Here is a 14,310-nt window from a genome sequence, read left to right as displayed (position 1 = left end):
TGATATGTAGCCATCTATGATCGTTTGGTAATTCAGGATTGATGTATTAGTAAGTTTATAAGCATTTCTTGGTATCCCTCTAGGAAGTTGGCGGTCAAAATAAATATTGGTTAAAATCTTATAGAAATAGGTTTGAGGTTCGGTTTTACCGCAATAAATTATATATTTAGCCCTTTATTAGAAAAATCACATAATCAATAAATCTTCAAATGAAACGATCACTTTCAATTTTGTTCATGGCAGTTGTAATGATATTAGGAATGTCAACTACTGCAACGGCAACTACAACAACTAACACGACGGTTACTGCACTCGTAGCTGCTCAGGATGAACCAGAAACTGTGGAAACAGTTAGTTTTCATCAAGAACTTAAAAAACGATTTATAGAAGGTGGACCATTATTTATGTCTATCGTACTAGTTTGTTTGATTTTAGGTCTTGCAATCGCAATAGAAAGAATTATTTACTTAAACCTTTCTACTACAAACTCTAAGAAGCTTGCTGCAGATGTAGAAGAAGCTCTTAAAAGTGGTGGTATTGAAGCTGCAAAGGATGTTTGTCGTAATACAAAAGGTCCTGTTGCTTCTATCTACTACCAAGGTCTTGATAGAGCCGACGAAAGCGTAGAAGCTGCTGAAAAAGCAGTCGTTGCTTATGGTGGTGTTCAAATGGGACAATTGGAGAAGAACGTATCATGGGTTTCCTTATTTATCGCTCTTGCTCCTATGCTTGGGTTTATGGGAACAGTAATAGGTATGATCAAGTCTTTTGATAGTATTGCAGAGGCTGGAACAATGGAGCCAGCTCTTGTTGCAACTGGTATTAAGGTAGCACTTTTGACAACTGTATTTGGTTTGATCGTTGCGATCATTCTGCAGATTTTCTATAACTATATCGTTGCTAAGATCGATAGTATCGTGAACGATATGGAAGATGCTTCTATTACTCTTATCGATATTCTTGTAGACTACAAGAATGGTAAGCTGTAATTAACCCTTAAATCAATACTTAATCATGATTGCACATAAAGTATTAAAATATTTAGTAATGGGTCTGTGTCTTATCGCAGCCATATTCTTTATCTACGCTCTTAGTGTAGGTGATGATCCCATTCAAATGGATGAAGATGGCATTCAAGGTATGACTGTTGTTCCAATGATGTACATTGCCTATGCTATAATGGCTATTATACTAGGGCTTGTATTGGTGTTTGTAGTTATTAATCTATTTACAAAACCTGGAGCTCTTAAGAGTGCAGCCGTTTCAGTTGGCATAATGCTTGTTATCATATTGTTGGCATACTTTGTCTTTGCTGATAACAGCACACTTGATCCAGCTACTGGTCAACAAGTAATGTTGGATGATGGTGAAGCACTAACAGCAGCTGATTCACAATGGATTGGTGCCGCGCTTTGGACGTTCTATATTGTTGGTATCCTTTCGATACTATCCATATTATGGGCTGGAGCATCTAAACTTATAAAGAAATAAATTATGGCTAAAAGATCTGCACCTGAAGTTAATGCTGGATCTATGGCAGATATAGCATTCCTTCTATTGATATTCTTCCTGGTTACTACAACCATTGAAGTTGATAGTGGTATTCAAAGTAAATTGCCGCCGCCAGTGCCAGATGATGTTCAGCCGCCTAAGATTAAGCAGAAGAATATATTTCAGGTTCTAGTGAATCAGGATAACCGCCTTTTAGTTGAAAACGAAGACATGGTTATTTCAGATTTGACTGAAGCTGCTATTGCTTTCTTGGATAACGGTGGTGGTGAAGGACCTGCTGGATGTGCTTATTGTGAAGGCGCTCGTGATCCAGAAAGTTCTGACAATCCAGATAAAGCTGTAATATCTCTTGTAAATGACCGTCAGGCTACTTACAATTATTACGTTACTGTTTATAACGAACTAGTTAGAGCTTATACTATTCTGCGTAATCGTGAATCCAATAAGAGATACAATGAATCTTATGAAGATATGTATTTGCGATACAAGGAATGGCCAGAAACAGAGAAGGAAACTCCAGAATACGAAAAACTTGAAGAGCAAGTGAATCTAGTTCGCGATTTATATCCTTTGAAGTTGTCTGAAGCTGAACCTCAAGAATCTTAATTATGTCAAAGTTTAAAAAACAAAAGAGTGGTGATTTACCAGCGATCTCAACAGCATCGTTGCCAGATATCGTTTTTATGCTTTTGTTCTTTTTCATGGTAGCAACCGTGATGAGGGAAGATGAGCTTAAGATTGAAAATAAATTACCTAATGCTAACCAGGTTGAAAAATTGGAAAGCAAGAATAAGTTGATTTACATCTATATTGGTAAGCCTAGTGCTCAATATCAGAAGACTTACGGTGTTACTGATGTTATTCAATTAGGAGATAAGATTTCAACTGTTGAAGAAGTTCAGACGTATGTCAATACAAAACGTAATGACATGCCTGAGGATATTCAAGATGAAATGATGGTGTCTCTTAAAGTAGATAGCGGTTCAAAAGTAGGTGCTCTTACTGATGTTAAGCAAGAGTTACGTGAGGCAATGGCCTTGAAGATTAACTACACTGCTAAAAATGGTGATCCAATGCGTAACGTTAAGAAGTAATTTTCAAACTATATTATTTAAAACCATCCTGACTTTTCAGGATGGTTTTTTGTTTTATCTACATTTTACATAACCTATCTTTAGATCATGAAGACCGTATTATTTTTAATAGCCTTTCTTTTGACTATTCCTTTATGGTCTCAGCCAGCAGATCTACCAAGCGATGAGAACGCAATTCCTGAGGTAGTTGACAGTCTTTATCGAGAGGATCAGTTCTATTTGGGATTGTCCTTCAATTTGATAGTAAATCAACCTTCTGACTTTTCGCAAAATGGATTTTCTGGAGGTTTACAGTTCGGATTTATTCGTGATATGCCAGTGAATCAAAGACGAAATGTTGCATTAGGTGTAGGGCTCGGTTTATCCTCAAACACTTATAATTCCAACCTGTTTATAGGTGAAAGCAATGATAATCAAACCGTTTTTAGAATCATTGAAGACATTCAAGACAATTCAGATACCAACCGATTTAGTACGAATTTGGTAGAACTACCTATACAGTTCAGGTGGAGAACATCTACACCTACAACCTTTAATTTCTGGCGTATCTATCCGGGATTTAAAGTGGGTTACATATACCTTTTTAGATCGACCTTTAGGGATGGAGATATATCCGTAAAGCAAACGGATCTTCCTGAACTCAACAGGCTACGTTATAACGCCACTCTATCCATTGGTAATGGAAGTTTCAATGCTTTTGTTAATTATAGCTTAAATAGCTTGTTTGACCAAAATGCAGTAACTGTAGATGGTGACGAAATAGGTTTACAGCCTATCAAATTCGGGATCGAGTTCTATTTTCTCTAAATATAATAGGCGGCCACAACTACTTGAACCGCAATTCCCATTACAGTGCCAAAAATCAATTCTGCAGGTGTGTGAGCCTTCATAGATAACCTAGATGTCGCAGTAAGGCCAGTCGCTATAGATAATCCTATTACGTAATAAATTAAATCTACATTGAGATAAAAGCCTAGTAGTATCACGAATGAGAGCGCGCCAGCGATGCTCATCATGTGCAGACTTATTTTAAACTGAAACAATGCTAGGATTAAAGCAATAATAGTGGACATCAGTATGCCAATGAAGAAGAAGTACAACGGCATGAACATTCCATCATCAAATGCTAGCCTAATGATGGCAATTATAAATAGTCCATAAACCATCAACGGAATCAGACGTTCTTTAGTCGTCGACAAATGAATGCTGTCAGCTAATTTGAAGGTGTATAAAACTGCATACATGAGCAATGGAACGCCTACAGTCAACAACGCGATGACATATATTTTCAAACGAATAATAGGATCTGAAAAGTTACCAGCATAGCTCAAAAACCAAAGAGAAATCGCAAGAGGAACCAGTAATGGACTTGAAATGAAGCTCCATATCCTCAAGAATACATTCATTGGTAATTAGATTTGTTTGCGCAATCTTGCTACGGGAATATCAAGTTGCTCACGATATTTAGCAACCGTTCTACGTGCGATAGGATATCCTTTTTCCTTAAGGATTTCCGCTAGTTTTTGATCCGTTTGAGGTTTCTTCTTGCTCTCGTTTTGAATAACAGTTTCTAGGATTTTTTTAATCTCTCTAGTAGAAACTTCTTCACCATCAGTATTAGTCATAGATTCAGAGAAGAAGACTTTGATCAGCTTCGTACCGTAAGGTGTATCGACATACTTGCTATTTGCTACGCGAGAAACGGTTGATACATCCATCTGGATCTCGTCAGCAATATCTTTCAGGATCATTGGGCGCAAGTTTCGCTCATCGCCAGTAATGAAATATTCCTTCTGATAATTCATTATCGACGACATGGTCATGAATAGCGTTTCCTGGCGCTGTTTAATGGCTTCTATAAACCATTTGGCACCATCCAGTTTCTGCTTGATAAACATCACCGCATCCTTTTGGGATTTGGTTTTTTCTTTTGCTTCTTTGTAACCCTTGAGCATGTTCGAATAATCACGGCTCACGTGTAGTTCTGGTGTATTGCGACCGTTTAAGGTCAGTTCCAGTTCACCATCCTTTATGCGTATTGTAAAGTCAGGAACTACCTGTTCAACAATACGAGTGGAACCGCCAGCATAGGAACTTCCAGGCTTGGGATTTAAATGGCTCACCTCATCAATCACATCACGCAAGTCATCCTCTGTAATATGATATTTTGCGATCAGCTTTTTGTAGTGTTTCTTGCTAAATGCATCAAAGGAATCCCGTACGATTTTAAGAGCAAGTTCTGTAGAAGGGTTGTTACGCTTTCGCGAAAGCTGAATTACCAGACACTCTTGCAAATCTCTCGCACCTACACCGGCAGGATCTAGCTGGTGTACAATCTTGAGTACCTTTTTGACCTGTTCCACCGTGGTGTATATATTCATGGTAAAGGCAAGATCGTCCGTGATGTCTTCAAGACTTCTCCTGATGTAACCGCTGCTGTCAATGCTTCCCACAAGAAATTCAGCTATTCCTTGATCTTCTTCAGTCAATCTTCTCGTGTTGAGTTGATCCTTTAAGGATTGAGTAAATGATTTTCCAGAAGCATATGGAATACTGGTTTCTTCATCGTCAGCGCTGTAATTATTAGCTCTCGTGCGATATTCCGGTATTTCGTCGTCACTCAAATAATCATCTACATTGATATCTGGTTCTGGTGCATCATCATAGTCATCTTCATTGCTGAATTCGTCGTAGTCATCTTCGCTTTTTTCTTTGCCATTATCAAGTGCTGGATTCTCTTCCAGCTCTGATTTGACGCGCTGTTCAAAAGCCTGCGTGGGCAACTGGATCAACTTCATGAGCTGAATCTGTTGCGGCGATAGCTTTTGCGAAAGCTTGAAATTTAACGACTGTTTAAGCATGATAATTTAACTTGTCAAGTAAAAATAGAAAAAGCCAACAGTTATACTGCCATTGAAATTATAAATGTTCTCCAACAATGACGGCTTAACGCATTTCAAGAATCGCACAGCATAGAAAAAGCCTGTCAATGAACAGGCTTTTTAATTAATTATGATGGCGATGACTTTTTAAAAAGCCGCACTACCAGGCGTACGCGGATAAGGAATCACGTCTCTAATGTTGGTCATACCTGTAACAAACAATACCAGTCTCTCAAACCCAAGCCCAAAACCACTGTGTGTTACACTACCAAATTTGCGCATCTCTAGGTACCACCACAGTTCCTCTTCTGGGATTCCCATGGTTTCCATCTTTTGTTTTAGTACATCATAACGCTCTTCACGCTGCGATCCACCAACGATTTCACCTATTCCTGGGAAAAGGATATCCATCGCGCGTACAGTCTCACGACCATCTTTATCCTTTTCATTCAAGCGCATATAAAACGCTTTGATTTTAGCAGGGTAATCAAATAAAATGACAGGACATTTGAAGTGCTTCTCTACTAGAAAACGCTCATGTTCTGACTGTAGGTCTGCGCCCCATTCTTCAATGAGGTATTGGAATTTTTTCTTTTTATTAGGCTTAGAGCTTTTCAATATCTCAATCGCCTCTGTGTAAGAGACTCGTTTGAAATTATTCTTTAGAACAAATTCTAGTTTTTCGCGCAGTGGCATTGGGCTGCGATCTGCTTCTGGTTTTGACTTTTCTTCCTGAGTCAATCGGTTTTCTAAAAACTCAATATCCTCAGCACAATTTTTCATGGTATACTCGATCACATCTTTGATGAACTCTTCGGCAAGATCCATGTTATCGTTTAGATCATTGAAGGCAACCTCTGGTTCAATCATCCAGAATTCGGCGAGGTGACGAGAGGTGTTTGAGTTTTCAGCTCTAAATGTTGGTCCGAATGTATAAACTTGACCCAAACCTATGGCATAAGTCTCAGCCTCTAGTTGTCCAGAAACTGTAAGATTAGATTCCTTGCCAAAAAAGTCTTTCTTATAATCCACTTTGCCATCTTCTGTAAGCGGTATGTTTTTAGGATCTAGAGTAGACACACGAAACATCTCACCAGCACCTTCTGCATCACTACCAGTTAGAATAGGTGTGTGTGCCTGATAGAATCCTTTTTCCTGAAAGTATCTATGAACAGCAAAAGATAATGCTGCACGCACGCGCATCACGGCGCCAAAGGTATTGGTGCGGACTCTCAAGTGCGCCTGCTCACGCAATGTTTCTAGATTGTGGCGTTTTGGCGAGAGCACTGTTTTCTTTACATCCTCTGGATCTGCAGGTGCGAGAACTTTCACTTTAGTGGTTTGCAGCTCTACTTTTTGACCACTACCAGCACTTTCTACTAAGGTTCCAGTCACTTCAACAGCAGCGGCAATATTGATCTGATCCAGCAATTCTCTGTCAAAATTCTCTGGTTCAATCACACATTGAAGATTTGCCAGACAAGAACCGTCATTTAATGCAATGAAACGATCGTTTCTAAAACTGCGCACCCAACCTTTTACGGTGGTCTCGTGCAATGATGGATCTGATTTAAGTAGCGCGTCTATTCTCTTCATGGTTGGTTTTTCTCGTGCCGACAAATATAAATTTTATGAAAGCTATTATCAATGAAGATGGAAATAAATCCTTTACGATGTTTGGTAGTTCTAAGGTTATTCATGTATTCGCTTTCGCGAAAGCGAACTAAACTATAATCTACTCTTCTTCATCAATATCTTTTGCGATAATAGGAAACGCCGGTTTCTTAATGGTTTCCTTATTGGTAAATTCACCTTCAAACGACAACAACATGCTAGGAAGTAGCAGAAGATTTGCAAGCATGGCAAATAGGAGCGTGGCACTCACGAGTGCTCCCAGCGCGACCGTACCGCCAAAACTGGATATAGTAAACGTGCTAAATCCAAAAAACAGCACGATGGATGTGTAAAACATGCTCACGCCAGTTTCCCGCAGCGCACCATAAACAGATTTCTTGATCTTCCAATCGTTTGCTATGAGTTCCTGACGGTATTTGGCCAGAAAGTGGATCGTATCATCCACAGATATCCCGAAGGCGATAGAAAATACCAGAATCGTAGATGGTTTTATGGGAACGCCAATGAAGCCCATCAATCCAGCTGTAATAAGTAATGGTAATAAGTTGGGAATAAGTGATACCAGAATCATCTTATAAGAGCGGAACATAAACGCCATGAATATGGCAATCAAAATGATGGCTAATGACAGCGAGATGATCAGATTATTGATCAAATAGTTGGTTCCCTTTTGAAAGACCAGTGCTTTTCCTGTTACCAGCGTGTCATAATTCTCTGCTGGGAAAATGGTGTTTACCTGAGCGATCAGATTCTCTTCCACACGTTCCATGCGGTCGGTTCCCATGTCTTTCATGAAAGTTGTGACTCTAGCAATCTGGCCTGTACTATCCACATAGCTGGACATCAAGCCTATGTCGGTACCGCTATTTTGCATCAATGGCGCCATAAACATGCGCTCATTACTAGTAGGTAGATCGTAGAACTCTGGATCACCACCATAAAATGCCTGCTTGGAATATTTGACTAGACTCACTACTGAAAGTGGTCTTGAAAGTTCTGGGGTCTCGATAATATGTTCTTCCAGGCGTTCTAGTCTCTTGAGGTTTTTGGATTTAGTGACGCCTTCTTTAGACTTCATATCTACCAGAATTTCTACAGGCATTATCCCGTCAAAACTTTCTTCAAAAAACTTGATGTCTTTGTAAAATTGAGCGCCCTTGGGCATGTCCTCAATCAAACTACCCGAAATACGTATTTGATACATTCCTATAAAACTGGCGATCAAAACAACCACACTAGAAATATAAATAGCGATTCTATGGTTGCGCACCATGTTTTCCATCCAGTTCACAAAGGCGCCTATCCATCTTTTTCTAAGATGCTCCAGGTGACGCTCTTTAGGTAATGGTAGGTAGCTGTAGATGATGGGAATCAACATCAAACTGATCAGGAAAATGGAAATGATGCAAATAGATGCGACAATACCAAATTCTTTGAGAAGTGTACTTTCTGTAAAAATGAATGTGGCAAAACCACTGGCTGTCGTGATGTTGGTCATCAGGGTAGCATTACCAATTTTGGTAATAACTCTTTGTAGTGATTTGGCTTGATTACCGTGTTTCTTTATTTCCTGCTGGTACTTATTGATCAAGAATATACAGTTGGGAATACCGATCACAATAATCAACGGCGGAATCAAAGCTGTAAGTACCGTAATTTCATATTCAAACAGACCTAGAATCCCAAATGCCCACATTACCCCAATGACCACGGTTACAATGGAAATAAACGTCGCGCGCCATGATCTAAAGAAAAAGAAAAAAATACCCGAAGTGATTAGAAGCGCAGCCAGCAAAAAGATGCCTATTTCATCGACAATATTTTTAGCATTCAGCGTGCGTATGTAGGGCATTCCCGAGACCTTGATGTCAAGATCTTGAGAATCTATGAGTGGCTGTAGATTGTTAAGTACGAAATCTTTGCGAGCCTGTGTGTTTACAATATCCTTCTTTAAATAGATCGCAGTTCTTAGTACGCTATCCTTTTCTGAATAAATAAGGTTTTTGTAAAACGGTAAATCGCTGTACAACCTCTTTTTAATGGTGTCCAACTCCTGATTGGAAGCGATTTCACGCTCTACAAAAGGCTTGATTTCAAATACGGAACCATCTTCAGATTTTATCAGTTCTGGAAGATTTGCAGTGGAAAGTACCAGATCAATCTCTGGAAAAGTAGCAATGCTATCTGCTAGTTTATTCCAAGCATTAAATTTCCCATAGGTATCGAGTTGAGAATCCTCAATTCCCAATATGATCAAGTTACCTTCTTCACCAAATTGGTCCAGGAACCTATTGTATTCAACATTTACAGGATGATCGTCTGGTAGTAGATTAGCTTCTGTGTGAGTGAATTGTAAATTTTTCCATTGTGTGGCTAGGGCGATAGTGGCTAGCGCCAATACGATCAAGATCAAAACTCTATTGCGCAGGATCAATCGCGCAACATAATTCCAAAAATCAAAGCTCAATAACTTATGCATAAGGTCAAACAGTATGCAAAGGTACTGCTATATTTATGAGGCTTCCAATTACTACTAGAGCTCTAGGTAAAAAGTAAATTTGATGGAAAGGTTATCTTCGAACTGCGGTAAATGATAGGCACCATATCTGTAAGCAGCGCTTAAGCCAAACCCATAGATTAATTTGTTAAGTTCAAAACCACTTTCTAGGTAACCTTTGTCCAAGGTGTCAAATTCAATATTGAGGTGTTGCTGTTGATCATCTAGATCGCCTAAGGCATATCTAGTGATTAAAACCAATTCTGGTTGTAGATAAGGTGCAATTATAAAGGGCGCAAACTCATGCTTCACTTGACCTACGGCTATCTTATCAGAGAAAAACTCATTAAAGTACATGGTTTCAAAACTGCGACGACCTGCTACAGAAAAGCGTTGTAAAACTCTGTCCTTATTAGGAGCATTGGGATAGGCATGAAATAAATGTGTTAAAGGAACCTCACCACTTGCATAATGACCTTCTAAAGAAAATTCTGTGCTTGATTTGTTGGAATGCAGTCTCGTGTAAGATGCTTTTGCAGAGACTTTGACATAGTTAAAGTCAGAATCTATTACATCACTAAACCCTTTGGTAAGTTGTGCGCTTAAGACAGGAAAACCCTTGATACTTTCTTCATACCCATTTGGTGTGCGCATAAACTCGCTGTATGGGCTCCATCTAACACCTAGTTTCAGCTCGGTTAAAACGTAATCTGAATAAGAGGTATCACCTAATTGAAATATGTAAGGTGTTGTTTGATCAATTCGCTTTCGCGAAAGCGAAACTTCACTAATCACTGATGGTACCAGTCGTTCCTGGAGTGATAGACCATACTCGCGGTACAAATAAAATGTTGGGATATTGACCAAACGAGGTTCAAAGAGGGAATAAACTCGAGCGTCAGTCAAGAAGGATTCTGCAGCAAATTCATTGATATCATCTGTGTGATAAACATTGAGCCATGTGTTTTTTTCTTTATTGAGTCTGTAACCAGCGTTTACATTGTATTTCAATTTACGGTCTTTAGTTCCATAAGCAACGTAACCACCTAACCGGTAATGTTCAGATAATTTCTCATTTGTAGTACCGCCTATTCCCAATCTGAATGCCTCGTAGTTATTGTACTTGATCAAATATTTCAGGTCAATATCAAAGAACCCGACAGGATAATAACCCACTTTGAATTTGTCCAGAGTTTCCAGTTTTTTGGTGATATTGGTAGCAACGACGACGCTATCAATATTCTTGTAAGACGCAAACTCGTCGTCTGTATTGTTAGACCTTGTTCTGTAAGGTTCCCAATATTCCGCAGGTTTTTTAATGGCTTCATCGAGGACTTCTTTTGTGAGACCGCGACGACCGTATTCTGTTTTTAAGTTATCTGTAAAGTTGTAATTGATAGCCTTCAGAAATACATAAAGATCTTCATTAGTCGTTTTCTTCTTATCTGTTTTCTCAATACCAACTTGGAACCTAGCACCAAACAGCTCCAGTTCCTTTTTATCTTTTTCCTTTTTAATGGAAAGAAATCGTTCTGTATTGAACCAGATGTCTAATTCATCTTGATACTCAAAATTATGTATGGCCTGCACATTTAAATCACCGGTAGTTGTGTAAACAGCTCTTGCAATAGCCAGGGTTTCCTTATCTATGAATAGTTGACCTTCCAACGCTGCTGGATTATTCTCCTTAATTGGCATGAAATTGAGCTTGACCACCTCGCGTCCATTGATCAATGAATCTGCTCCTTTTGCGTATAAATAATTATTCAAACCCTGCATTGAGACAGGGTTGATGTATTTGTTATCAAAAATAATGTAGGGCGATTGATAGGCGCTGGAAGACTGGAAATTGATGTTATAAATAGGATATACAGGTTCGTTAAAGCCAGGCATATCTGCAGCTGTGATTTGTTCTTTTAAGCCGTATTGGTCAGAATAAATGTAGTTGGACGTCTTTTCTGCATAGAAAACCTGTGTTTGCTTGATGGTTTTGCGCAACTCGGTTTTTTTGTAGCCTGGACCAGTAATGGCTTCTGGGTCTCCAGTAATTTTTAAGTTTTCGTAACTTTCATATTCAAATTGAGAAAATTTCAACTGCGGATTATTCGATGCTTCCGCTTTGATAATATCATTTACAAGTTGGGTCTCAGAATTTGAAATAGAATCTTGTTGACCATAACCAAAAAAGCTCGCTAGAAAAATGTAGAATAAAAAAAGGAACCTCATAGGGAAATGTAGAAATGTTGCCAAAGCTAATTAAACGTTAAGAATCAGTCGCTTATTATAGGAAGATATTGTGATGTGAACGGGCCAAAAAAAAGCTGGCGATAGCCAGCTTTTCTAGTTTCAAATTTGAAGATCACACGGTCATGATCTCTTTTTCTTTAGCGACAAACATTTCTTCCACCTGAGCAATGTACTTATCAGTTAGTTGTTGAACATCATCCTCGGCATTTTTAAGAAGATCCTCAGATATATCCAATTTCTTAAGTTCATTCATGGCCACTTTGCGATCGTTGCGTACACCTATTTTTGCTTCTTCGCTTTCTGCTTTGGCTTGCTTTGCAAGTTGGACGCGTCGTTCTTCAGTTAACACGGGAACGTTGATAATGACACTTTCGCCATTATTCATGGGATTCAATCCTAAGTTGGCAATCATGATCCCTTTTTCAATTTCTGGAATCAATCCTTTCTCCCAAGGTTGGACAGTGATCGTGCGTGCATCTGGTGTGTTGACATTTGCTACTCTTGTCAAAGGTGTCTGACTACCATAGTAATCAACCATAACGCCACCCAGCATTGCTGGACTAGCTTTACCGGCACGTATATTCAATAATGATTTTTCTAAGTGAGCGATAGCTTTATCCATGTCTTCTTTGGCGCTATCTAAAACAAAATCTACTTCTTCGTTCATGTTATTCTTTTTAAAAAACCTGTGGCAAATCGCTTGCCAATTTTACATCTGTACTTTAGTTCCTATGGATTCGCCCTTGATCAGCTTGATAAGGTTACCTGGTGTATTCATGTCAAATACTATAATTGGCAACTCATTTTCCTGACTCAACGTAAACGCTGTGGTATCCATAACTTTTAGACCTTTGGTCAATACATCATCAAAGGATATGAAATCAAATTTAGTTGCAGAGCTGTCTTTTTCTGGATCTGCCGTGTAGATACCATCTACACGTGTTCCTTTAAGTATGACATCTGCCTCAATTTCTATGGCTCTCAATACCGCTGCGCTATCTGTGGTGAAATACGGATTACCTGTTCCGCCGCCAAAGATTACTACACGTCCCTTTTCAAGATGACGCATCGCTTTTCTTCTAATGAAAGGCTCTGCCACTTCATTAATCTGAATAGCTGTCTGCAATCTTGTTGGTATACCAGCATCCTCACAGGCACTTTGTAAAGCGAGACCGTTAATTACTGTAGCTAGCATTCCCATATGATCACCTTGAACGCGATCCATGCCATTGCTTGCTCCTGCAACACCTCTAAAAATATTACCACCACCTATTACTATCGCTACCTCGACACCTTGATCGACCACTTCTTTGATCTCACTGGCATAGTCTGCGAGGCGTTCTGGATCGATCCCGTATTGGCGATTTCCCATCAGGGCTTCTCCAGATAATTTGAGTAATATGCGTTTGTATTTCATAGAATGTGTTGTGTGCGCTGCAAATATAATTTAATCAAGCAGAATCAAATCTACCTGAGCTTATTCAATTTTTAGAGTCATCTTGTAAAGTTGTCCATTGGTTTTGGCTTCATCTTCGCCTAACCTCAAATTCACAGCTTCGCTGGATAAGTAATAGACTTCTTGATTATTTACGGTTTCAAAATAGGTAATAGCTTCAATTTGAGCTCCATTATCGATTGGTAATGTTATTCTTTCCACTAATGCGATATCTCCATTGTTGTTCAGTTTAAGAACAGCAGCAAAAGGTTGAAGCGCGCTGTTGTATCCACAAAGCACAATACGATTTTTCCCATTGAATGTCGCACCAGTAACTAGACCATTGATTCCTATATTTTGAATACTCAAAAGCTTTTGCTTTTCATTTGTTAAGGCCAGTTCGTAAACATCTGTATTAAAATTGCTCCAATCTTTAGAAAACAAAAGCAACCTGTCTTTTGCATAAACGATGGCCTCGCCATCAAAAGAGTGTTTTTGATTCTGTCGTTTGAAACTCTTTTGAGCTCCATATTCCAATTCTATAAGATCAGGTCGTACTTGAGAATTGTAGATTTGATCCAACGGAATTTTATAAAGTTTCAAATCTGTACGATCACCGTAATTGTTACCTATATCTGCAATAAATAGATCGGTTTCACTCTTTGCAATGTCTTCCCAATCCACATTGTTCATGTTCTTGAATTCGGTTTGAGCGGTTATGTTGCCGTCAGTCCCCATGATGTAAATGATAGGTTTTGCATCACTGTCATTATGGGTGATAAGTTGACCCTTATAGGTTTCAAGTCCAGAAGTTTCTGTGATTTCAAGATCAAGATCAGCAATCACTTTAAAACCTTTTAAAATCGTTGCGTTTCTAGGGATTTTTGGAACTTGTCGTTGCGTCACACACGATGCAGTGGTGAGCAATATAAGTAGAATGGAAATCTTAAGTTGTAAAAAGTTTCTCATGAATATGGATTCGTTGATTTGTTGTGATGATTTAGTGTG

The 14,310-nt window shown here is 38.9% G+C and carries 13 protein-coding genes; 5 read left to right on the top strand and 8 right to left on the bottom strand.

Going from position 1 to position 14,310, the window contains the following annotated elements; all coding sequences use genetic code 11:
• Positions 1 to 209: 209 nt before the first annotated feature.
• From BLO34_RS09835 to BLO34_RS09815, 5 genes are all read left to right on the top strand, one after another.
• Positions 210 to 989, top strand: coding sequence for a MotA/TolQ/ExbB proton channel family protein (locus tag BLO34_RS09835; protein WP_090754901.1), 780 nt, complete (start codon positions 210 to 212; stop codon positions 987 to 989).
• A 58-nt stretch (positions 990 to 1,047) separates the two neighbouring features.
• Entirely contained in the window at positions 1,048 to 1,491 is a 444-nt protein-coding gene (locus tag BLO34_RS09830; protein WP_090754899.1) for a hypothetical protein, read from the top strand.
• Between the two features lie 3 nt (positions 1,492 to 1,494).
• Entirely contained in the window at positions 1,495 to 2,118 is a 624-nt protein-coding gene (locus BLO34_RS09825) for an ExbD/TolR family protein (protein ID WP_090754898.1), read from the top strand.
• A 2-nt stretch (positions 2,119 to 2,120) separates the two neighbouring features.
• Complete coding sequence (locus BLO34_RS09820) at positions 2,121 to 2,606, top strand: ExbD/TolR family protein (protein WP_090754896.1); 486 nt, start codon at positions 2,121 to 2,123, stop codon at positions 2,604 to 2,606.
• A gap of 87 nt (positions 2,607 to 2,693) precedes the next feature.
• Positions 2,694 to 3,413 carry a porin family protein gene (locus BLO34_RS09815; protein ID WP_090754894.1) on the top strand — a complete coding sequence of 240 codons (720 nt, stop codon included), beginning with the start codon at positions 2,694 to 2,696 and terminating at the stop codon, positions 3,411 to 3,413.
• Here the strand turns inward: BLO34_RS09815 and BLO34_RS09810 are convergent.
• The 8 genes from BLO34_RS09810 to BLO34_RS09775 all read right to left on the bottom strand — a co-directional run bounded on the left by BLO34_RS09810 (position 3,410) and on the right by BLO34_RS09775 (position 14,271).
• Positions 3,410 to 4,012: a hypothetical protein gene (locus tag BLO34_RS09810; protein WP_090754892.1), complete on the bottom strand. Its 603-nt coding sequence runs from the start codon at positions 4,010 to 4,012 to the stop codon at positions 3,410 to 3,412. The two genes, BLO34_RS09815 and BLO34_RS09810, sit on opposite strands and share 4 nt — an antisense overlap.
• Positions 4,013 to 4,018: 6 nt before the next feature.
• Positions 4,019 to 5,467, bottom strand: coding sequence for an RNA polymerase factor sigma-54 (gene rpoN / locus BLO34_RS09805; protein ID WP_090754891.1), 1,449 nt, complete (start codon positions 5,465 to 5,467; stop codon positions 4,019 to 4,021).
• A gap of 168 nt (positions 5,468 to 5,635) precedes the next feature.
• The gene (gene asnS / locus BLO34_RS09800) at positions 5,636 to 7,084 is read right to left on the bottom strand and encodes an asparagine--tRNA ligase (protein ID WP_090754889.1); all 1,449 of its coding nucleotides are present in this window, start codon (positions 7,082 to 7,084) and stop codon (positions 5,636 to 5,638) included.
• A gap of 139 nt (positions 7,085 to 7,223) precedes the next feature.
• On the bottom strand, positions 7,224 to 9,602 hold the full coding sequence (locus BLO34_RS09795) for an efflux RND transporter permease subunit (protein ID WP_090754887.1): 2,379 nt from the start codon (positions 9,600 to 9,602) through the stop codon (positions 7,224 to 7,226).
• Positions 9,603 to 9,656: 54 nt separating this feature from the next.
• Positions 9,657 to 11,846: a DUF5686 family protein gene (locus tag BLO34_RS09790; RefSeq protein WP_090754885.1), complete on the bottom strand. Its 2,190-nt coding sequence runs from the start codon at positions 11,844 to 11,846 to the stop codon at positions 9,657 to 9,659.
• 133 nt (positions 11,847 to 11,979) lie between these two features.
• Positions 11,980 to 12,534: a ribosome recycling factor gene (frr, locus tag BLO34_RS09785; protein WP_090754883.1), complete on the bottom strand. Its 555-nt coding sequence runs from the start codon at positions 12,532 to 12,534 to the stop codon at positions 11,980 to 11,982.
• A 42-nt stretch (positions 12,535 to 12,576) separates the two neighbouring features.
• Positions 12,577 to 13,284 carry a UMP kinase gene (pyrH, locus tag BLO34_RS09780; RefSeq protein ID WP_090754881.1) on the bottom strand — a complete coding sequence of 236 codons (708 nt, stop codon included), beginning with the start codon at positions 13,282 to 13,284 and terminating at the stop codon, positions 12,577 to 12,579.
• 60 nt (positions 13,285 to 13,344) lie between these two features.
• Complete coding sequence (locus BLO34_RS09775; RefSeq protein WP_157686762.1) at positions 13,345 to 14,271, bottom strand: hypothetical protein; 927 nt, start codon at positions 14,269 to 14,271, stop codon at positions 13,345 to 13,347.
• Positions 14,272 to 14,310 lie beyond the last annotated feature (39 nt).

The organism is Nonlabens sp. Hel1_33_55, from assembly GCF_900101765.1.
GTDB lineage: Bacteria > Bacteroidota > Bacteroidia > Flavobacteriales > Flavobacteriaceae > Nonlabens.
The sequence above is the reverse complement of the archived record's forward strand: the minus strand, read 5'-3'. Positions and strand labels throughout refer to the sequence as shown.